This is a genomic window from Labrys sp. (in: a-proteobacteria), from assembly GCF_047605565.1.
GTDB classification, from domain to species: domain Bacteria; phylum Pseudomonadota; class Alphaproteobacteria; order Rhizobiales; family Labraceae; genus Labrys; species Labrys neptuniae.
The window spans coordinates 48733-69079 of sequence record NZ_JASGFM010000023.1; the positions used below are offsets into that span (position 1 = coordinate 48733).

20 protein-coding genes are annotated in these 20347 nt (G+C 65.1%); 10 read left to right on the forward strand and 10 right to left on the reverse strand.

Annotated features, from left to right (window positions below; genetic code table 11):
- Positions 1 to 2 precede the first annotated feature (2 nt).
- The 5 genes from QM672_RS19810 to QM672_RS19830 all read right to left on the reverse strand — a co-directional run bounded on the left by QM672_RS19810 (position 3) and on the right by QM672_RS19830 (position 5623).
- On the reverse strand, positions 3 to 1412 hold the full coding sequence (locus QM672_RS19810; protein WP_415084621.1) for an FAD-binding oxidoreductase: 1410 nt from the start codon (positions 1410 to 1412) through the stop codon (positions 3 to 5).
- A gap of 60 nt (positions 1413 to 1472) precedes the next feature.
- The gene (locus QM672_RS19815; protein WP_415084623.1) at positions 1473 to 2810 is read right to left on the reverse strand and encodes a cytosine deaminase; all 1338 of its coding nucleotides are present in this window, start codon (positions 2808 to 2810) and stop codon (positions 1473 to 1475) included.
- Positions 2811 to 2812: 2 nt separating this feature from the next.
- Entirely contained in the window at positions 2813 to 3652 is an 840-nt protein-coding gene (locus QM672_RS19820) for an ABC transporter permease (RefSeq protein WP_394312970.1), read from the reverse strand.
- A 35-nt stretch (positions 3653 to 3687) separates the two neighbouring features.
- On the reverse strand, positions 3688 to 4482 hold the full coding sequence (locus QM672_RS19825) for an ABC transporter ATP-binding protein (RefSeq protein ID WP_415084626.1): 795 nt from the start codon (positions 4480 to 4482) through the stop codon (positions 3688 to 3690).
- Positions 4483 to 4606: 124 nt separating this feature from the next.
- Positions 4607 to 5623 carry an ABC transporter substrate-binding protein gene (locus tag QM672_RS19830; protein WP_311940074.1) on the reverse strand — a complete coding sequence of 339 codons (1017 nt, stop codon included), beginning with the start codon at positions 5621 to 5623 and terminating at the stop codon, positions 4607 to 4609.
- Between the two features lie 147 nt (positions 5624 to 5770).
- Here QM672_RS19830 and QM672_RS19835 point away from each other — a divergent pair, with 147 nt between their 5' ends.
- The 9 genes from QM672_RS19835 to QM672_RS19875 all read left to right on the forward strand — a co-directional run bounded on the left by QM672_RS19835 (position 5771) and on the right by QM672_RS19875 (position 14159).
- Positions 5771 to 6157, forward strand: coding sequence for a RidA family protein (locus QM672_RS19835; RefSeq protein WP_415084628.1), 387 nt, complete (start codon positions 5771 to 5773; stop codon positions 6155 to 6157).
- 222 nt (positions 6158 to 6379) lie between these two features.
- A complete protein-coding gene (locus tag QM672_RS19840; RefSeq protein WP_311940155.1) occupies positions 6380 to 7237 on the forward strand; it encodes a LysR substrate-binding domain-containing protein in 858 nt (285 codons plus the stop codon).
- A 415-nt stretch (positions 7238 to 7652) separates the two neighbouring features.
- Positions 7653 to 8687, forward strand: coding sequence for an ABC transporter substrate-binding protein (locus tag QM672_RS19845; RefSeq protein ID WP_394313160.1), 1035 nt, complete (start codon positions 7653 to 7655; stop codon positions 8685 to 8687).
- 297 nt (positions 8688 to 8984) lie between these two features.
- Positions 8985 to 9875: an ABC transporter permease gene (locus QM672_RS19850; RefSeq protein ID WP_415084630.1), complete on the forward strand. Its 891-nt coding sequence runs from the start codon at positions 8985 to 8987 to the stop codon at positions 9873 to 9875.
- Positions 9872 to 10708: an ABC transporter permease gene (locus QM672_RS19855; protein WP_415084632.1), complete on the forward strand. Its 837-nt coding sequence runs from the start codon at positions 9872 to 9874 to the stop codon at positions 10706 to 10708. The genes QM672_RS19850 and QM672_RS19855 overlap by 4 nt, the downstream gene beginning before the upstream one ends.
- 12 nt (positions 10709 to 10720) lie before the next feature.
- Complete coding sequence (locus tag QM672_RS19860) at positions 10721 to 11812, forward strand: ABC transporter ATP-binding protein (protein WP_415084634.1); 1092 nt, start codon at positions 10721 to 10723, stop codon at positions 11810 to 11812.
- 48 nt (positions 11813 to 11860) lie between these two features.
- Positions 11861 to 12652, forward strand: a complete 792-nt coding sequence (locus QM672_RS19865) for a transporter substrate-binding domain-containing protein (RefSeq protein WP_415084636.1) — start codon at positions 11861 to 11863, stop codon at positions 12650 to 12652.
- Positions 12653 to 12852: 200 nt separating this feature from the next.
- A complete protein-coding gene (locus QM672_RS19870; protein ID WP_415084638.1) occupies positions 12853 to 13521 on the forward strand; it encodes an amino acid ABC transporter permease in 669 nt (222 codons plus the stop codon).
- Complete coding sequence (locus QM672_RS19875; protein WP_311940062.1) at positions 13518 to 14159, forward strand: amino acid ABC transporter permease; 642 nt, start codon at positions 13518 to 13520, stop codon at positions 14157 to 14159. The genes QM672_RS19870 and QM672_RS19875 overlap by 4 nt, the downstream gene beginning before the upstream one ends.
- 27 nt (positions 14160 to 14186) lie before the next feature.
- On the opposite strand, the gene QM672_RS19880 is transcribed toward QM672_RS19875, so the two are convergent.
- A complete protein-coding gene (locus QM672_RS19880) occupies positions 14187 to 14960 on the reverse strand; it encodes a siderophore-interacting protein (protein ID WP_415084641.1) in 774 nt (257 codons plus the stop codon).
- Between the two features lie 24 nt (positions 14961 to 14984).
- Complete coding sequence (locus tag QM672_RS19885) at positions 14985 to 16424, reverse strand: MFS transporter (protein ID WP_415084643.1); 1440 nt, start codon at positions 16422 to 16424, stop codon at positions 14985 to 14987.
- Positions 16425 to 16577: 153 nt separating this feature from the next.
- On the opposite strand from QM672_RS19885, the gene QM672_RS19890 reads away from it, so the two are divergent.
- Positions 16578 to 17489: a LysR family transcriptional regulator gene (locus tag QM672_RS19890; protein WP_415084645.1), complete on the forward strand. Its 912-nt coding sequence runs from the start codon at positions 16578 to 16580 to the stop codon at positions 17487 to 17489.
- A gap of 60 nt (positions 17490 to 17549) precedes the next feature.
- Here the strand turns inward: QM672_RS19890 and QM672_RS19895 are convergent, their stop codons facing one another.
- The 3 genes from QM672_RS19895 to QM672_RS19905 all read right to left on the reverse strand — a co-directional run bounded on the left by QM672_RS19895 (position 17550) and on the right by QM672_RS19905 (position 20075).
- Positions 17550 to 17813 carry a hypothetical protein gene (locus tag QM672_RS19895; protein ID WP_311940055.1) on the reverse strand — a complete coding sequence of 88 codons (264 nt, stop codon included), beginning with the start codon at positions 17811 to 17813 and terminating at the stop codon, positions 17550 to 17552.
- A gap of 1 nt (position 17814) precedes the next feature.
- The gene (locus QM672_RS19900) at positions 17815 to 18825 is read right to left on the reverse strand and encodes a WD40 repeat domain-containing protein (protein WP_376717723.1); all 1011 of its coding nucleotides are present in this window, start codon (positions 18823 to 18825) and stop codon (positions 17815 to 17817) included.
- Between the two features lie 188 nt (positions 18826 to 19013).
- The gene (locus tag QM672_RS19905) at positions 19014 to 20075 is read right to left on the reverse strand and encodes a GTP-binding protein (protein WP_311940052.1); all 1062 of its coding nucleotides are present in this window, start codon (positions 20073 to 20075) and stop codon (positions 19014 to 19016) included.
- Positions 20076 to 20347 lie beyond the last annotated feature (272 nt).

Consider the following 20347-nt stretch of genomic DNA (forward strand, 5'->3'; position numbering starts at 1 on the left):
CGTCAGGCCTCCATTTGCATGCCCCGGAACAGATAGGTCCGGTTCTTGGTGTAATCATAATCGGGATCGTCCCAGGCGATCATCTTGCCGGGATTGAGCAAGCCCTTGGGATCGGCTTCGCGCTTGAAGGCGAGCTGCACCTCGTCGGTCTGCTTCATGCCGCCTTCCTCCAGCGTATAGCGGTGCGGATTGAACACCGGCGCGCCCATGTCCTCATGGATGCGGATGATCTCGTCGAGACGCTCCTCGGTGGTGAACTTGACGAGCGGCAGCCCGAAACAGGTGATCTTGCCGTCGAAGCGCACGAATTCGAGATGGGCCACCACTTCGTCGCCGAAGACAGCGTGGATCCTGGAGACGAGGTCGAGCTGGTTGGGGAAGGGATAGAGCGTCTGCAGATAGGTGATGGTAGGGTCGATCTTGAGGGCACGCAGCGTGGTGTGGTTCCAGCCGAGCTCGTAGATGTCAGGCAGGCCCTTGCGGTCGGCCTCGCTCATATCAGATGTCGAGAACAGCAGTTCGGCGCCCTTGCGCCGACGGGTGATGGTGAGGAAGGCGTCGTAGTTCTGCGGGGCGATCATGGCGCAGACGATGTGCTTGTCGCGCGGGATCCAGCGCCGGTGCCGGTTGAAATAGTCGTGGGCAGCCGGTGCGGCCACCACGGCAAGCTGTTTCTTGAGGATGCCGTCGGCCTCACCCGTCTCATTGGCGAAGGCGGCTGCCTCGGCGAGCGTATCGAAGCCGACGATGACGTCGATCCATTTGAAGGCGGTGGTCAGCGGCATCTCGACTTCGGTGATGATGCCATTGGTGCCGTAGGCATGGCTGACCTTGTGCAGGTCCTCGCCGGTGAGATCGAGGATGCGCGGGCTTTCTTCCATCGTCACTACCTTGAGGCGGGTGACGTTGCCCCAGTCACGCAGCCCGCCCCAGGTGATCGAGCCGACGCCGCCCGAGCCGCCGGCGACGAAGCCGCCAATGGTGGCGGTCTTGGCGGTGGAAGGATGCAGGCGTAGTTCCTGGCCGGAATGGACCTGCGTCTTCTTGTCGATCTCGGCCATCACCGCGCCGGCTTCGGCGACCAGCACGCCGGGCTCGATCGAGATGATCTTGTCCATGAAGGACAGATCGAGCACGGCCCCGCGCGAAAGCGGCATGGCCTGGCCGTAATTGCCGGTACCGGTGCCGCGGGGGGTGACGGGAATGTCGAGCTTGTAGCAGGCGGCGAGCGCGGCGACGACGTCGGCGGCCGATTTGGCGAAGATGATGCAATCGCCGGTGATGTGGTCGAGCTCGCGCTTGAGCACCGGCGAATACCAGAAGAAGTCGCGGCTCTTCTGCCGCACCAAAGTCGGGTGATCCTCGATGCGGATGTCGGGCAGGCGGGCCTTGAGGGCGGCGATGTCGGTCATGCGATCGAACCTGGCGGAGATTTTCGGGGGGCGGGTCTTCAGACCCGCCGATTCGAGCGATCAGGGGTGGTGGGAAGCAGGCGGGTCTGAAGACCCGCCCCCCAGCACCGCGTCCAGCTCTTCATAGTCCGGCAAAGTGGTGTCGATGGCCCGGCCATCGCGCACCACGATGCGGTCGGCCTGCGGGCGGGACAGCAGTTCCGTCCAGGTCCTGGCCTTGAACAGCACGAAATCGGCCGGTCCCCCGACGCGCAGCCGGCCGGCATCGATGCCCATCACCGAGGCCGGCGTCGCCGTGATGGCCTTGGGCCAGTCGCCGAAGGGATGGTCGAGATGGGCCACGCGCGTCGCCTCGCGGAAGACCTCGAGGGCATCGAGATCGCCATAGGCATAGAAGGGGTCGCGGGTGTTGTCGGAGGAGACTGCGACATCAACCCCCGCAGCCTTCAATTCGTGCAGCAGCGTCACGCCGCGCGAGCGCGGGGTGCGGCCGGGAACACGATCCTGCAGATAGAGATTGCACATCGGCAGCGACACCACGGCGATGCCGGCTTCGGCCACCTTGTCGATGGTGGCCTTGATCTCGTCCTCCTCCTGCCGGGCGAGGGAACAGCAATGGCCGACCGTGACCTGGCCGGCGAAGCGATGGCGCAGGGCCGCTTCGGCGACGTGGCGCAGGGAACGGGCGGTGGGGTCCTGGGTCTCGTCGACGTGGAAATCGAGGTCGAAGCCATTATCGGCGGCGAGACGGAACAGCGTGTCCAGGCCCTGGTCAAGCTCCGGCACCATATAGGTGACGCCGCCCAGGATGCCGTCATGTGCGCGCAGGGCTGCGATGATGTCCGACATATGCGCACGATCGGCCACGTGCTCGATGGAGAACAGCGCCACCGCCTGCAATTCGATGCTGCCAGCCCATTTCTCCCGCATCTCGGCAAAAACAGGCCAGGAAATGCCGATCTGCTTGCCGATCGAATCGAGATGGGTGCGGATGGCGGATGTGCCATGCGCATAGGCGCAGCGCAGCGAGAAATCCATGCGGGCGGCGACGTCGGCGGCCGACCAATTGGCTTCGCGATCCAGGGTGACGTTGTCGAGCGCGCCGAAGAAGGTGCCGTCGGGATTGCGGCGACGCGGCCAGATATGGCCCTTGTCGAGATGGGTGTGCAGTTCCACGAAGCTCGGGAACACCATGCCGGTCGAGAGCGCGTCGGTGGGGCCCGTCACGGCCTCGATCGCCTCGATGCGGCCGTCGGCGACGGTCAGGCAGACGCGCGCCAGGCCGTCTTGGTCGATGCCGGCAAGCTGCTGCGGCACCAGGCAGGCCGGCACGCTGGCCTCGACCGCCCAGCGGCCGGCGGGTGGGATCTTGGCGGCTGATTGAACGGATTTGGGCACGATCAGTTTTCCCGCTTCAGCGCGCTCTCATGCCATTTGTGCAGCAGGAGATGCGACAGATAGGACAGGGCGAGGAAGATGACGATGCCGCTCAGCGACAGCAGCACCAGCGCGGCATAGGCACGCGGATAGGCAAAATAGCGCGGCGCGAGATAGATGATATAGCCAAGCCCGCCGCGGGCGCCGCCCGCGCCGGTGGCAAGCTCCGACACCACGGCGCCGATCAGCGACAGGCCGCCGGCAATGCGTACGCCGCCGAGGAAATAGGGCAGGGCGCCGCGCAGCCGCAGCAGCCATAGCTTCTGCCAGGACGAAGCGCGGTAGAGCTCGAACAGATTGAGCAGATTATGGTCGGTCGAGCGCAGGCCGATCAGCGTGTTGGCGAGCACCGGGAAGAAGGCGACGAGCCACACGCAGATCAAGAGCACGGTGGCCTGCGAGAAGATCACCAGCAAGAGTGGCGCCAGGGCCAGGACCGGCGTGACCTGCAGGATGATGGCATAGGGATAGAGCGTATATTCGACCAGCCGCGACAGCGAGAACAGGATGGCCAGGCACACCCCGCCCACCACCGCGAGTACGAAGCCTTTCAGCGTTACTTCCAGGGTGAAGAGCCAGGCCGGCCCCAGTGTTTCCCATTCGCGGAAAAAGGCCGCCCAGATCTCGCTGGGAGCGGGCACCACCTTCATCGGCGTGAGACCGGCCGCCACGCAATATTCCCAGGCCCCCAGCACCACCACCAGAAAGGCGAGCGGCAGCAGCCATTTCAGCAGGGCTGGCGGGCCCCGGCGGGATGCTGCGGAAGGGGCGGCGGCATCGCCCGCTGAACTGATCGCGCTCATCCTGTTCCTGCCCTCCTGATCCAAATCTCTCGCGATCAATGCCCGTCGACGGTCCCGGCGGCCTTGCCGATGGCCGAGGTCAGCGCGGCGGAGGCCTGGCGGCAATAGTCGACATAGATGGGCGTGGTGCGGAAGGCCGCGCCGCGCGGGCGTTCGGCATCGATGGTGAGTTCGGCGAAGGCCCGTCCCGGCCGGGCCGCCATCACCACGATGCGGTCGGAAATATAGACGCTTTCGAACACCGAATGGGTGACGAACACCACCGTCCAGCCGAGTTCGCCTTGCAGGCGCATCAGGTCGTCGTTGAGTTTCTGGCGTGTGATCTCGTCCAGCGCAGCGAAGGGTTCGTCCATGAGGAGGAGCCTGGGGCGGGTCACCATGGCGCGGGCGATCGAGACGCGCATGCGCATGCCGCCGGAGAGTTCGCGCGGATAGGCATCGGCGAAGGCGGCCAAGCCGACGCTTTCGAGGGCCTGCATGACCGGATCCCGGACGGCCTTTCGCGATACGCCCTTGAGGCGCGCGGGCAGCCAGACATTGTCGAAGACGCTGGCCCAGGGCATCAGCGTCGGTTCCTGGAAGACGAAACCGACGTCGCGGGAATGGTCCGCTCCGCCATCCGCCCAGACCACGCTGCCGCTCGAGGCCTCGCCCAGCCCGGCGATGATGCGTAGCGCCGTCGACTTGCCGCAGCCCGAAGGTCCCAGCAGAGAGAGGATCTCACCCTGGCGAATGTCGAGGTCGAGATGCTGGAGCGCGGTCGTGCCCGAGGAGAAGGTCTTGCCCACGTCGCGCAGCGAGACGACGGTCGGGCGGGCCGGAGGGTTCAAGATGGACCTCCGGTACGTTGGCTTGGCCTGTCGCCTCGGCGAGATGGCCCTTTATTGCCGGGGCAGCGCCACCCCGACCGGGAGGCGTGGCGGAACTCTGCCGGTAACACTCGACCCAACATCGTCACTTCTTGATCAGGTCGGAGCCGACATTCTTGTTCACGAATTTCAGCGTGTAGGCCTTCTTGTAGTCGAAATCGGGCTTGTAGAGGCCGACGGCGACCATCTTGTCGAAGAAGGACTTCATATGCTCGTCGGTCATGGCGCCGATGCCGCTTTTCTCGGCGTCACCCGACATGACGATGCCATAGGCCTTGATCTGCTTGACGGCGAAGGCGAGGTTCTCGTCGGTCATGTCGGGATTGTCCTTCTGGATCGCCGCATTGCCGAGCTTGTTGTCGCCGTAGAGATAGGTGGCCCAGCCGATCGCCGAGGCATCGACGAATTTCTGCACCACGTCAGGCTTGGCATCGATGATGTCCTGACGGGTGACGATCAGGGTCGAATAGGTGTTCCAGCCCTGGTCCGCGATCAGGAAGACATTGGGCTTGAAGCCGCCGCCCTTTTCCACCTGGAGGGGCTCGGACGCCACATAGCCTTGCTGGACCGAACCCTTGTCGGCGATGAAGGGGCCGGGATTGAAGTCATAGGGCTTGACGGCCTCGTCGGTGAAGCCGAAGGCCGCCTTCATCCAGGCATAGCCGGTGGCCTGGAAATCGGGGCCGATGAAAATGGTCTTGGCCTTCTTCAAATCCTCCCAGCTGTCGAGGCCGACGCCGGGATGCGTCATCAGGATCTGCGGGTCCTTCTGGAAGGTCGCGGCCACCGCGACGAGGGGAACCCCCTCCTTGGCGGCTGAAAAGACCTCGACCAGATTGCCGCCCATATAGAAGTCGTTCTTGCCGGCGACCAGGGCAGTGGCGTTGTTGGCGGTCGGTCCCCCCTGCACGATCTCGACGTCGAGGCCGAACTTCTTGTAGGTGCCGTCGGCCACGGCCTGATAGTAGCCGCCATGCTCGCCCTGGGCCAGCCAGTTGGTGCCGAAGCGTACCTTCACCAGTTCCTCGGCACAGGCGGCGTTCAGGTTGGCAAAAAACACGGCCGTCGCTGCAAGCACGGCGGTCTTGAGCATGCTGTTCATTCCTGTCGCCTCTGTTCGGTTTCGTCTTGGGAGTTACTGGTATCGGATTGCCGCAACGCCGGTGCCCGATTGTTAGCGCCAATTCACGCTTGCACAAGTCGTGATCACGATTAATTTTGCGCCGGCCAGATTTTCGAAGGACCCGCCATGCTTCGCGCCGTCACACCGTCCTCGCTGCGGGCTCCCTTCGCCCGCTACAGCCACGCCATGGAGGTGCCGGCCGGCGCCCGCATGCTATTTTGTTCCGGTCAGCTCGGCATCGGCCCGGACGAGTCGATTCCGGAGGGGGCAGAAGCACAGGCCAGGCTGATCTTCAAGACGATCGAGACGATCCTGACCGAGGCCGGTATGGCGCTCGCCGATATCGTCAGGATCAATGCCTATGTCACCGGCCGCGAGCACATGGCAGGTTATATGAAGGCCCGTGATGCGGTGGTGGCCGATCCGCCGCCCGCCTCCACCCTGATGATCGTCTCGGGCTTCACGCGGGAAGAGTTCAAGGTCGAGGTGGAGGTGGTGGCGGCAAAGGCGTGAGAGCCGAGGGAGGCAGCCGGTCGCCATAGGCCCTTGTGATTTTCGATCGGTATGGAACAATGCCCACAAGCGTCCTGGGCCTTGAAAGGGCCGGCCGGCACAGGCGGGGACGCCAGACCAGGGGATCGAGAGCATGGACCACCCTATCCGGCGCCCCGCGGCGCACGTGCCGCCGTCATGCGTCCCGCCCATCCGGCTTGCCGGCTCTTCGCCGCACTCCGCATGCTGAACCTCGATCCCTACCTGCTTCGCGCCTTTCTCTCCGTCGCCGAAGTGGGGACGGTGAACGGCGCGGCGCTGTCGCTGCATCGCACGCAGGCCGCGGTCAGCATGCAGATCCGCAAGCTCGAAGCCCTGGTTGGATCGGACCTGTTCGAGCGCAGCCCCAAGGGGCTGACGCTGACCGCGGACGGGCTCCTCCTGGTGCCCTATGCCCGCGAGATCCTCACCTTGACCGACGAGGTCGGCAAGCGCCTGAACGGCCGGCAGATCGAGGGGCGCATCCGCCTCGGCGTGGTCGAGGATTTCGCCGCCACCCGGCTGATCGAGATTCTCCGCGATTTCCGTGACAAGAATGCCCGGGTCGACATCGACATCCTGGTCGAATCCAATGCGCGGCTGGCCGCCATGCTGGAGAATGACGAACTCGACATCGCGGTCTGCGATACCAGCCGCTGCAGCCGCAAGCCGGCGCATGTGTGGAACGAATATCTGCACTGGGTCGGGCGCTCCGACATCGAGTTCACGCCGGACACGCCGCTGCCCGTGATCATGTTCGTGGAAAGCTGTCCCTGGCGCGGACCGGCCATGGCGACGCTGGCCATGCGCAACCGCAACTGGCGCATCGTCTGCGAGGCCTCGACTTTGGTGGCGATGGCGACGGCGGTGCGCGTGGGCATCGGCATCGGTCCGATGATTGCGGCAACCATTCCCGAGGGCTGCCGTGCCCTCGACAAGACCATCGACATGCCGGGCTCGGCCCGGGTCGATATCGGTCTCTATGTCCGCAGCGGCGCGCGCGAGGAATCGCGTTTCCTGGCCGATTTCGTGCTGCGCCAGGTCGAGCTCGGCCACGCCTGAGCTGTTTTCAATAGGCGACCCGAGCTCGATAAGATCGCCACGAGAAGTCGAGCTTGCACACGCCTGATATCGATCTGGGCGAATGTTTTGTCATCCCCGGCCGAGCGAAGCGAGGGGAAGGGGCTAAGGTATTGAAACCGTTGGCCGCTGGATCCCCTTCCCGAGGTCTGTGGCCTCGCCGGGGACGACAAACAGACACTCGGTATCGTCGGTATGAGACAATCCGCATGTCCGGGGGCATTCAGCAACGCTTATACCCTCACGCGAATTATCCGGCTACCGCAGGCGGCCTTTTTCGGGCCCCCTTGGCCTCGCCTGAACCTGTCCATAACAGTCGATCCACGACGAGGACATGGTGATCGCTACCGAGGGGAACATCATGGTCGAACTGTCGCGCAGGAACCTGCTCGCTCTCATGGGCTCGCTGAGCCTGCCCGTCTTGCTGGGGCAGGCCGCACCGGCCCGGGCCGCCGGCACCAAGCTGACCGCCGTCGAATGGGGCGGCGACGTCGTCAAGGCGATGAAGGAAATCGCCGCCCAGCAAAGCGCAGCCGAGATCGACTGGGTGCTGCACCAGGGCGGCGCCGCCGCCATCCTGCCCAAGATCAAGGCGATCTGGCCACGCACCGATTTCGACTATGTCGCCGGCTGGGAAGGTTCCTTCAACTCGATGATCAAGGAAGACTGGCTGGAGACCGTCAACCCGGCCGACATTCCCAATCTCGCCGACATCCCCGCCAAGATGATCATCAAGAACGACAAGGGTGGCATCATGGCGGTGCCGCGCGCCGTCGGCGGCATGTATTTCGGCTATCGCACCGACACCGTGCCGATGCCGGTCACCAAGATCGACGACCTGTTCGATCCCAAGCTGAAGGGCGCCATCTGCTGGCCGGGCCCGACCCAGAGCATGATGCTGCAGATCGTGGCGCTGGCCCTGCATGGCGGCGGCGACGAGAAGAACATGGAACCGGGCTGGAAGCTGATGGCGGACCTGGCCAAGTCCGGCAATATCGGCCGCATCGCGGTGACCGATGTCGACTTCACCAATTCCTTCACCGCGGGCGAAACCTCGGTCGGCTTCTTCGCCGAACCGAGCTGGGCGGCGGTCGCCAAGAACTTCCCGGTGACCCGCCTGACCAAGCAGAAGGGCATGGCGACCTTCCTCTATCAGAGCGGCTTTGCCGTGCTGAAGAACCGGCCCAACCTCAAGGCGACGCTGGACTTCATCAATTTCGCCATCAGCCCGGCTATGAACACGCTCTACGCCAAGGTTGCGGGCGAAGCGCCGCTCAACGCCAAGGCCGAAAAGCCCGACAATCTCAAGCACCTGATCTTCACCCCGGCCGAAATGGACGAGTTCGTCCATGTGCCCGACTACAATGTGGTGCTCTCCAACCAGGACGCCTGGGCCAAGCGCTGGGAAGCCGACATCGCCCCGCTGCTGTGAAGTAACTTCGAGTGGGCGCATCGGAATCGATCTCCGGCCTAGTAGGCAACAGCCTTGCGGGTCGCGCGAGATGACGGACTTAACGAAAGAGTGCGACGCGTGTGCCCCCCTCGCCCCGTCCTTACGGGGAGAGGATAGAGGTGAGGGGCTTCGCAAAGCGCTTAATCACTAAGGTCACGCTGCCCCTCATCCCTACCTTCTCCCCGTAACGACGGGGCGAAGGGGTGGCTGGCGTCGCGACCATGAAGCCAGCCCTGACCTCCGGATTGCCCGCTCCGTCTGCAGGAGGATTTCGCCTTGTCGGCCCCAGCCCTTTTGACGGCCAGCCCCACGACGTCATCGCCCAATCGTGGCGCGATACTGCTGCTCGTGCCGGCGCTCGCAGTCTTTGCCCTGATCTTCGTCGCACCGCTGATCGACCTCGCTTTGGAGAGCTTCCGTCAATTCGTGCCGGGACGCATCGGTTCGGCGGCGGATTCGCCCTTCGTACTCGACAATTATCGCGAGCTGGCCAGCCCGTCCTTCGCGGGTGTGCTGGTGGAGACCTTCCGCATCAGCGTCGCTGCCTCGCTCGTCGGCCTCATCATCGCCTTCCCGATCGCCTATGGCATCGTGCGCCGCTTCTCGCCGCGCGGGCGGGTTGCCTGCATCGGCCTGATGATCACGCTGGTGCTGCTCTCCATGCTGGTGCGTACCTATGCGCTGGAGCTGACCTTCGGCTCGGTCGGCATTATCAGGCCTCTTCTGACCCTGCTCGGCATCGCGCCCACCAGCCGCTGGTATATCGAGACCCTGGTCGGGGCAGGGCTGTTGCATGCGGTGATCCCGATCAGCGTGCTGACCTTGATGGGCACGGTGCAGAATCTCGACCCGCGCCTGATCGATGCCGCCCAGTCCCTGGGGGCGCCGGCCTGGCGCGCCCATCTCGACATCACCCTGCGGCGCAGCCTGCCGGCGCTGGTGTCGTCCTTCCTGGTCTCGCTGACCTTCTCGATCAGCGCCTTCGTCATTCCGATGGTGCTCGGCAAGGGGCGGGTGCTGTTCATCTCCAACGTGATCTACAACCGCTTTAGCGACGTCTCCAACTATCCCAGCGGCGCCGCCGTCTCGATCACCATGCTGATCCTGACCCTGATCGTCGTCTATCTGGTCTCGCTCGTGCAGCATGGCCGGAGGAAAAGCGCATGACCGCCGACGGCAATGCCAAAGTGTGGGGCGATCGCCTCGCCATTACCGGCACCAACATGGTGATCGGGCTCGGCCTGGTCTTCCTGATCGTGCCGCTGTTGGTGGCGGGGCTGCTCGCCTTCGACGCCCGCGACTATCTCGGGCCACTGCCGCCGCCAGGCCTGTCGCTGCACTGGTTCGAAAAGCTGTTCTCGCAGGATTATGTCGTTGATGGCCTGACCACCAGCCTCGAGATCGCCGTGCTGGCGACCGTCATCAACGTGGTGATCGGCACCGCGGCCGCCGTGGGGCTCGATCGCGGCGAGTTCCGCGGCAAGGGCGTGATCATGGGGGCCTTCCTGTCGCCGCTGATCGTGCCGGCTGTGGTGACGGGTTTCGCCCTGCTGCTGTTCCTCTCCAAGATCGGCGTGGTCAGCGGCTTTCCGCGCCTGCTGGCCGGGCACATCATCATCACGCTGCCCTATGCCCTGCGCGCCACTTTGGCGAGCCTGGTCGGCCGCGACAAGCGCCTGACCGAGGCTGCCCTGATCCTGGGGGCCACGGAGAAGCAGGCCTTCTGGAGCGTCACCCTGCCCTTGATCCGCACCGGCATCGTCACCGGCGCCGTCTTTACTTTCGCGATCTCGATGGATGACGTCGCCGTCAGCCTCTTCCTTACCGATCCCACCACCTACACGCTGCCGGTGGCGCTGGTGAGCAATATGCGGGCCTCCTTCGACCTTACCATCGCGGCCGCCGCCGTGCTGCTGGTTGGCATCACCGCCATCCTCATCATCATCCTCGAACGCCTCGTCGGTTTCGACCGGCTGATCGGGCAGGGCATGTTCAGGTAACAGGAGCCAGACATGGCGAACTCCGTGGAATTCATCAATGCCGTCAAGCATTTCGGCGATGTGACGGCGGTCGACGGCGTTTCCTTCTCGATCGCCGGTGGCGAGACCGTCGCCCTGCTCGGCCCGAGCGGCTGCGGCAAGACCACCATCCTGCGCATCATCGCCGGTTTCGAACGACCCGATTCCGGCGTGGTGCGCATCGCCGGCGAGGACGTCACCCGGCTCCGGCCCTATCAGCGCAATGTCGGCCTCCTGTTCCAGCATTATGCGCTGTTCCCGCACATGACCATCGCCGAGAACGTCGCCTATGGGCTGCGCTACCGGGGCTGCCCGCGCAACGAGATCGACGACCGTGTCGCCCAGATGCTGGAGCTGGTGCGCCTGCCGGATTTCGGCCATCGCAAGCCCCATCAGCTTTCAGGCGGCCAGCAGCAGCGCGTCGCCCTGGCGCGCGCCCTGGCCACGCGCCCCGGCCTGGTCCTGCTCGACGAGCCGCTCTCCGCCCTCGACGCCAAATTGCGCCAGGAATTGCGGGCCGAGCTCAAGCAGGTGCTCGCCGCCGTCGACGCCACCACCATCGTGGTCACCCACGACCAGGAGGAGGCGATGAGCCTGGGCGAGCGCGTCTTCGTGATGAAGAGCGGCACGATCGTGCAGGAAGGGCCGCCGAACGAGGTCTATGGCCAGCCCCGCTCGCGCTTCGTGGCCGAGTTCATGGGCCGGGCGAACTGGTTCCGCGGCCGCCTGGAAGCCCATGGCAACGGCCTTGCCGCCTTTGTCGGCGCCAATGGCATGAAGCTCGTGGTCTCGACACCGCATGACACCGCCGGTCGGAGCGAGGTCGATCTGTGCGTGCGGCCTGAGAGTATCGACCTGATGCCCCTGCAGGCCGCCGCCACCTCCGGCGAGCGCAACCGCATCCCGGGCCAGGTGCTCGAGGTGACGCCGCTCGGTGCCATGCGGCAGATCCTGGTCGAACTGCAGGGCGGCGGGCAGGTCCTGGCCGTCCAGCCCAACCGCGGCAGCGACCTGCATGGCCTCGGCCAGCCGGTCATCGTCGGGCTGCCGGCCGAAGGCTGCGTGGTCGTGCCGGTTGCAGCCTGAGACGTTTCCTCCAACCAGAACAAACCATCCAAGGAAAGGACTGACATCATGATCCTACGCAGTCTCCTGCGGGCCGCCACCCTGACGGCCACTCTGCTTGCTGCGACCGTCGCGGCCAAGGCCGACGCTCTCGACGACATCACCAAGGCCGGCGTGATCAATGTCGGCGTCTTCGCCGACTTCCCGCCCTTCTCCTCGGTCAATCCGGACATGAGCCTGAAGGGCTATGATATCGACGTCGCGCAGATCCTCGCCGACGGACTGAAGGTCAAGCTCAACCTGGTCAGCGTGACCGGCCAGAACCGCATTCCCTTCCTGACCGAAAAGCGCGTCGACCTCCTGATGAGCGTCGGCTACAGCGCCGAGCGCGAGAAGGTGGTCGACTATGTCTCGGCCTACGCGCCCTATTATATCGCCGTGATCGGCCCGCAGGCCCTCAAGGTCAGCGGCAAGGAAGACCTGGCCGACAAGTCCATCGCCGTCAATCGCGGCACGCTGGAGGACACCTCCCTGACGGCAGTGGTGCCTGCATCGGCCGATGTCCGCCGCTTCGACAACTATAACTCGGTGATTCAGGCCTTCCTCTCCGGCCAGGCCCAGGTGATGGTGGTGGGCAACGATGTCGGCTCGCAGGTACTGGCCAAGCGGGTGGACCTCAAGCCCGAGCAGAAGTTCCAGCTTTTGTCCTCGCCCGACCATATCGCCATCAATAAGAACGAACCCCGCCTCAAGCAGGCCCTCAATGACGCCGTCGCCAAGCTGCTGGCGGATGGCAAGCTCAACGAGATCTCGGTGAAGTGGCTGCAGAAGCCGTTGGACCCCAAGGATCTCAAGGACTGATGCCAAGGCAGATGTTCGATCTGTCATCCCCGGCGGGCCAAAGGCCCGGAAAGGGGGTCCAAGGGCCAACGCCGCCGCGATTGCCCCTGGATTCCCTTCCCCCCCCGCCTTCGGCGGTGCCGGGAATGACAAAGACATCGGTCGATCGGTCAAATGCACAGCCGTCGGTGCGGCGCGGCTTTGAGGGGAAGGGCCTTATAATGGGCAGTAGTCTCGACTTCGGCTGGCTCGGCGAGGCCTTCGCCGCAATCGCAAGGGGGGCGGGGATCACGATCCTGGTGATCCTGGTCTCGGCCCTGCTCGGCATCATCCTCAGCGTTCTCGGGGCGGCCGCCCGGCGCAGCCGCCAGGCGCCGTTGCGCTATGCGGTGACCGCCTATGTGGAGCTGATCCGCAACACGCCTTTCATCGTGCAGATGTTCTTCATCTTCTTCGGACTGCCGACAGTGGGCATCCTGCTCAATCCCCTGGTGGTCGCCATCCTGGCCGTTACCATCAACCTCACGGCCTATGGCATCGAGATCGTCGGGGCGGGGCTCGATGCCGTTTCGCGAGGGCAGAAGGAGGCAGGGCTTGCGCTCGGCCTGCGCCCCCGCCAGGTCTTCGTCAAGATCGTGCTGCCTCAGGCCCTCAAGGTGATCTTTCCCGCGCTCAGCAGCCAGATCGTCATCATGATGCTGGAATCGGCCGCCGTCTCGCAGATCGCCGTGAAGGAGCTGACCTATGAGGCCGATCTCATCCAGGCCCGCACCTTCCTGCCGTTCGAGACCTATCTGGTGGTGGCCCTGATCTATCTGGTGCTGAGCATCGCCCTGCGGCGCCTGCTGCAGTTCGGCGGCCGTCGTTACCTGTTCGGAGGCTTGGCATGATCGAGTTCACCTTCTGGGACATTGCCCGCAACCTGATGCTGGCCGCCCGCTGGACCGTACTTCTCTCGATCGTCGCCTTCATCGGCGGCGGCCTGGTCGGCCTCGCCATTCTGATCGCGCGCATCGACCGTCGCAAATGGCTGAGCCGACCGGCCGAATGGTATATCGGGCTGTTCCAGGGCACGCCGCTCCTGCTCCAGCTCTTCCTGGTCTTCTTCGGCCTGCCGCGCATCGGCCTGCGCATCGATCCCTGGCTGACGGCGGTGCTCGGCCTCACCCTGTGCGCCAGCGCCTTCCTGGCCGAGATCTGGCGTGGCGGCGTCGAAGCCCTGCCGCGCGGCCAGTGGGAGGCGAGCGCGAGCCTCGGCCTGCACTATTGGCGGCAGTTGCGCCTGATTGTCTTGCCGCAAGTGCTCTCGATGACGCGCGCTCCGACCGTCGGCTTCCTGGTGCAGCTGGTGAAGAGCACGGCGCTGACCTCGATCATCGGCTTCGAGGAATTGCTGCGCACGGCCAACGCCATCAACAACGCCACCTTCCAGCCCTTCACCGTCTATGGCTTCGTGGCGCTGATCTTCTTCGTGATCTGCTTCCCGCTGACGCGCTATGTCGATGCACTGGAAAAGCGCAGGGCGTAGAGTGGCGACACAAGCCGCCGTGCCGGCTCACTGGTCGCCGTCGCGATCCCGGAAATCGGTCTCGCCCTTCTTCCAGTAACCGGATGCGGTGATGCGGCGGCGATCGAGGCCGAGATCGAGCTGGAAGTGACGGCGCAGCGTGCGCACGGTGCCGGCTTCGGCAGCGAGCCATACCTGGCTCGCCTGCGGGGGCAGCACCGCCGCCATTATGGCATCCTGCAGAGCCGTGCCGACGCCGGCCGGCAAGCCGTGGCGAGGCAACCAGGTGAGATGAAGCTGCGCCTGCGTATGCAGGATCTGGATATCGGCGGGATCGGGGATTTCGACGAAAGCCTCCACCGTGAGACCCGCCGGCAACGCCTCGATGATGGCACCGATGGCCGACAGGGCGGTCTCGTCGCCGCCGATCAGGAGATGGCGCAACTCGGGCTCGAGCCGGAAGCCGCTGCGAGGCCCGGCGATCTGGATGACGTCGCCGGGTTTTGCCTGTGCGGCCCAGAGCGAGCAGGGGCCATCGCCATGCAGGACGAAGTCGATATCCATCTCGCCCTCGGCCTGGCGGAAGGCGCGGATGGTATAGGCGCGGCCGCTCGGCCGTTCCAAACCGGGCGTCGGTACGAAGACCTTCACCCATTGGGCGGGCTTGTTTGCCAGAAAATGCACCAGGGCCGTGCTCGCGAGGGTGATGCGCTGCATATGCGGGGTCAGTTGCCTGGTGGTGCGGACTTCGGCGACGTGCAAGCGGCGCTCGGGCGAAACCGGACGCGCTTCGGTCCGTTCATCGATGTCATGGGGTGTCATGGCTGTTGTCCTGTGGGAGGAAGGTCAGGCGCGGCGACGGCGGAGCGTGACGAGCGCTAGGAGGAGGGCCAGGACGCCCATGGCGCCGCCCCATTCGAAAACGATGCGCATGCCGTGGGCGATGGCCTCGGGCGCAGCGGTGGCGCTGTCGCCGCCGACCGCCAGGGCGAAGACGGCCCCCATCAGCGAGGCGCCGGTGACCAGGCCGAGATTGCGCGAGAGCGCCAGCAGCCCGGAGACGAGGCCGCGCTGTTCGGGGCGGGCATCGGCCATCACCGCCGTGTTGTTCGGCGTCTGGAAGAAGGCGAGGCCGATGCTGATCAGCAGGATGGCGGCGATATAGACCGGCAAGCCGTTGCTCACCGTGAGCTGGGCCATGCCGAAGGTGCCGACGGTGAACAGGCCGATGCCGGCCACCATGGTCTTTCGAGCGCCGAAACGGTCGGCGACGTAACCGGCGGGAACGCCCATCAGCGCCGCGGCGATCGGGCCGACGGTCATCGCCATGCCGACGCTGCGCGTATCCAGGCCGGCGACCTTGGCGAGGAAGAAGGGGCCGAGCACCAGTGTCGCCATCATCACGGCATAGATCAGCACGCTCATCGCCATGCTGGCCGACAGCAGCAGATTGCGGAACATCGCAAGACGCAGCAGCGGCGTGGCCGTTTTGACCTGGGCGGCAAGGAAGAGCACCAGGCCGGCAAGCGCGGCGACGATCAACTGCAGGACTAGCGGGTCGGCAAAGCCGCGCGAACCGGACAGGGTCATGGCCAGGCAATAGGCGGCGAGCGTGGCGGCGAACAGCGCCGTGCCGAGCCAGTCGAAGCGGGTGGCGGGCATCGGGTGCTTCGGCGCATCGACGGCCGTGGGCAGATAGCGGCTGATCAGCACGAAAGCCAGCAGGCCGAAGGGCAGGTTGAGCCAGAACATCGCCGGCCAGCCGAAGGCGGCCAGCGCCAGCGAGCCGAGCGAGGGGCCGAGTGCGATGCCGAACGAGACCATGGTGGAGAGCACGCCCATGGCAAAGCCGGTGCGTCCCCGCGGGAAGACCTCGCCGACAAAGGCGAAGGACAGGGCCATGATGATGGCGCCGCCGAGCCCTTGCACGGCTCGCCCTGCGATGAGCACGGGCAGGCTGGGCGCCAGGGCGCAGGTGACCGAGGCCGCCATGAAGATGACGAGACCGGCCAGATAGAGCCGCTTTTTGCCGAGCTGGTCGCCGAAGCGGCCGACGCCGACGATCAGGGCGGTGACGACGAGCAGATAGCTCACCACCACCCATTGCACCGCCCCGAAGGAGGTGCCGAACGCCGTCACCATATGCGGCAGGCCGACATTGACGATGCCGGTGCCGAGCTGGGAGAGCAGGATGGCGAGGGACAGGCCGGTGAGCACAAGGCCGCTGCGAAGAGGCCGGTGGGGTACTGCCCGGGCGGCGGGATGGGAATGAAGGGCTTGATTCATGATGGACCGCGCATTCGAGGCTCCGAGGGGAGCGGTGAGCCCGGGCGAGGCCGGGCTGATGTCGATCCGTTTGTAGGTGCCTTCAAATGATGCATACAGTGCAATGATGGAAATATATGATTGCATCATATGCATTTATGGATATCGATTCCGATGAACCGTCCTGCCCCTGTCACACCGTCGTCCCTGGTGGACATGAACCTTCTGGTCGCCCTCGATGCCCTGCTCTCGGAGGGCAGCGTGGCCGGTGCGGCGCAGCGCATGAATCTCAGTGCCCCTGCCATGAGCCGCCAGCTCACCCGCATCCGCCATTTGCTGCGTGACCCCGTGCTGGTGCGGGCCGGGCGCAGCCTCGTGCCGACCCCGCGTGCCGAGGCATTGCGCGAGCGCCTGCGGCGCCTGGTGCTCGATGCGGAGGCGGTGATCCGCGGCGAGGGGGAGATCGATCCGGCGATGTTGGAGCGCAGTTTCTGCCTGCGCACCAATGACGGCTTCGTCGCTGCCTTCGGCGCGGCGATCGCCACGACCCTGGCGCGCGAGGCGCCGAAGGTCAGGGTGCGCTTTGCACCGCAGGGCAAGGAGGATGTTGCACCGCTGCGCGAAGGCAGCGTCGATCTGGACATCGGCGTCATCGGCGTCATGGGGCCGGAGGTTCGGCTCCAGGCCCTGCTGCATGATCGCTTCGTCGGGGTGATCAGGCAGGGCCATCCGCTGGCTGGTGGGCCGGTGACACCTGAGGCTTTCGCGCGCTTTCCCCACGTCTCCGTGTCGCGGCGCGGGCGCTTCGAGGGGCCGGTGGATACGGGGCTTGCCGTTCTGGGTTTCACGCGTACCGTTTCGGTCGCCGTCGCCAATTTTGCCGATGCGCTGACGCTGGTGCGCTCGAGCGATCACATCGCCTGCGTCGCCGCACGCCTGACCGAGCCGCTGCGCGACGGCATGGTCACTTTCGACCTGCCGGTGAAGACCGACGCCGTCGCCATCTCCATGGCCTGGCACCCACGCTTCGATGCCGACCCAGCCCATCGCTGGTTGAGGTCGCGCGTCAGGGCCTGCGTCCGCTGATCCAGAGGCATGCGGCTTGGCTTGCGGTTCCAGGGAACGCCATGCCGAGCGATGCCCACCCTATCCGGCCAGCGCCTGTTCGACCTGGACTCGCTCGACCTCGACAAGCGGCGCCAGCACCTTGTAGGCCTTGGTCTTGACGCCCGGCTGCATCACCAGGATCACCGTCTCGGTTCCCGGGCAGGCGGCGTCCCCGCACTGGATTTCGCTGACGGAGATGGTGGTGTCCTCGCCGAGATCCAGGATCTCCCGCACCATCTGCTTGATGGCGGCGGCCTTGTCGCGGTCGGCCTGGCTGGGTTTGCGGAACAGGCCGAACACCACCTCAGGCGGCTCCGGGCAGAGTAAGGATGCCGGCGGCGCCATCCTCGGCGCCGAGGGCGAGCTGGGCGCCGGTCTTGTCCCAGGCAAGTGCCGTGATGCCTGATCCGGGCATGGCGCGGCGCACCAGGATTTCGGAGGCGTCCGTCAGGCGGCAGAGCAGCACGCAGCCGTCCTCATAGCCGAGCGCCAGCACCAGCGCCTTGGGGTGGAAGGCGACCCGAGTCACCTTGGCATGGCGGATGCCGCATTCGCGCGGCGCCTTGCCCATCGGGCCGTCCTTGCTCTGGAAGGGCCAGACGATGCCGGCATCGGCGCCCGAGGTCGCCAGCCAGTTGCCGTCATGCGACCAGGAGAAGGAGCGCGTCTTGGAGGGATAGCCCGACATGCGCATGTGCTTCTTCTCGGCGACCGTCCAGCCATGCAGGGTGTTTTCCTGCATGGAGGTGACGATGAAGCGGTTGTCGGGCGAAATCGTGATGTCGAGGTGGCTGCCCTTCCATTCGTAGAATTCAGGCGCTGCGCTCGAATTGGGGAACCAGGCCGAGACGCCGTTGTAATGGGCGATGGCGAGGCGGTAGCCCTTGGGCATGAAGGCCAGGCCCCGCACGCTGGACGGTGCCGTCCACTGCTTCACATTGCCCTTTTCGTCGCGGGCATAGACGGCTTTGCCCGCCGACCAGGCCGTGGCGCCGCCTGCGGATACCGCCACCGCATCGATCCATTTGTTGCCGGCTTGCCCGACCTGGCTGATCTCGCCATTGGCAGAGAGCGCCATGATGCGCCCGTCGTCGCCGCCGGCCACCAGCATATTGGCATTGGCGGTGACGGCGAGTAGGCCGGCATCGCCGAACAGGGCATCGCGCTTCTCTTCACCGATCTCCGCCCTGAGCACGGTGCCGTCGGCCAAGGCGAAGACGGGCGTGCGGCTCAGCCAATGGCAGGCCAGCACATGGCTGCCGGCCTCGATCGGGGTGACACTTTCGGACAGCGAGGGGAAGGAGGTGGTATTCAAGGCGGGGCTCATGGACAAGAGGCGGGGATGTTGTGGGGTTGCGCGGCGATTCACCCCTCATCCCCCTGCCGGGACCTTCTCCCGCGAGGGGAGAAGGAGTTTGATTCGGCTCGACACATCCCATTGAAATCCCTTCTCCCCTTGCGGGAGAAGGTGGCGGAAGCCGGATGAGGGGTGCAATCTCCTCCCTACGCCGCGCAGGCTTTGAAACCCTTCTCGAGTTCGTCGCGGTTGAGGTTGTGCCCGATGAAGACCAGGCGCGACTCGCGCTTTTCGTCCGGCTTCCAGTCGCGCTGGAGGTCGCCGTCCACGATCATGTGGACACCCTGCAGCACGAAGCGGCGCGGTTCGTCCTTGAAGGCGAGGATGCCCTTCCAGCGCAGCAGGCTCGGGCCTTCGCTCTGGGCGATGCGGTCGATCCAGGGCATGAACTTGGCCGGGTCGACATCGCCGTCGATCTTCAGCGACAGGGATTGCATGGTCTCGTCGTGATAGTGCTTCAGGCCGTGATCATGGTGATGATGGTGGTCATGGCCGTGATGATGATCATGGTCGTGGTCATGGTCATGCTCGTCGACCTCGAGGAAGGCGGGCTCCAGGTCGAGGATGCGGTCGAGGTCGAAGGCGTTGCGGCCGAGCACGTCCGCGATCGCCACGTTGGAGCGCGTCGCCTTGTGCAGCTTGGCATAGGGATTGAGGGCGCGGATGCGCATCTCGACCTCATGCAGCTCCGGCGCCGTGACGAGATCGGTCTTGTTCAGGACGATGACGTCGGCGAAGGCGATCTGGTTCTTGGCCTCGGGCGCGTCCTTGAGGCGATCCTTCAGCCATTTGGCGTCGGCCACGGTGACCACGGCGTCGAGGCGGGTCTTCTCGGCGACGTCCTGGTCGACGAAGAAGGTCTGGGCCACCGGTGCCGGATCGGCCAGGCCCGTGGTCTCCACCAGGATGGCGTCGAACTTGCCCTTGCGCTTCAGGAGGCCGTCGATGATGCGGATGAGGTCGCCGCGCACCGTGCAGCACACGCAGCCATTGTTCATCTCGAAGACTTCTTCGTCGGCGTCGACGATGAGGTCGTTGTCGATGCCGATTTCGCCGAATTCGTTGACGATGACGGCGAAACGCTGGCCGTGCGGCTCGGTCAGGATGCGGTTGAGCAGGGTGGTCTTGCCGGCGCCGAGATAGCCGGTGAGAACGGTAACGGGAATCTTGTCGGACGTCTTATCCTGCGAGGCAATCGTATCGGCCATGGCAATCTCCGGAGCGCAGGCGCGCTCTTCAGCAAAGAACAGGCGCGCGGCAAGGGGCGCTGCTACCCCGCCGCATTCGCTCAGCCTTATATTGGATCGATGCCGTCGGATGTAAGCCCCAAAGTGCGATTCTTCCCGCCGCTTCGAAGATGGAGCGTGGGTTGCCGTTCCCTGGTTTTGGGAAGCGCCTACACCCTATAGGCTCTGGGAACGGCGCAGCACACATGGCTATACTGCATTGCTCGACGGACTGCGGGTGTCGTGCAGGATCT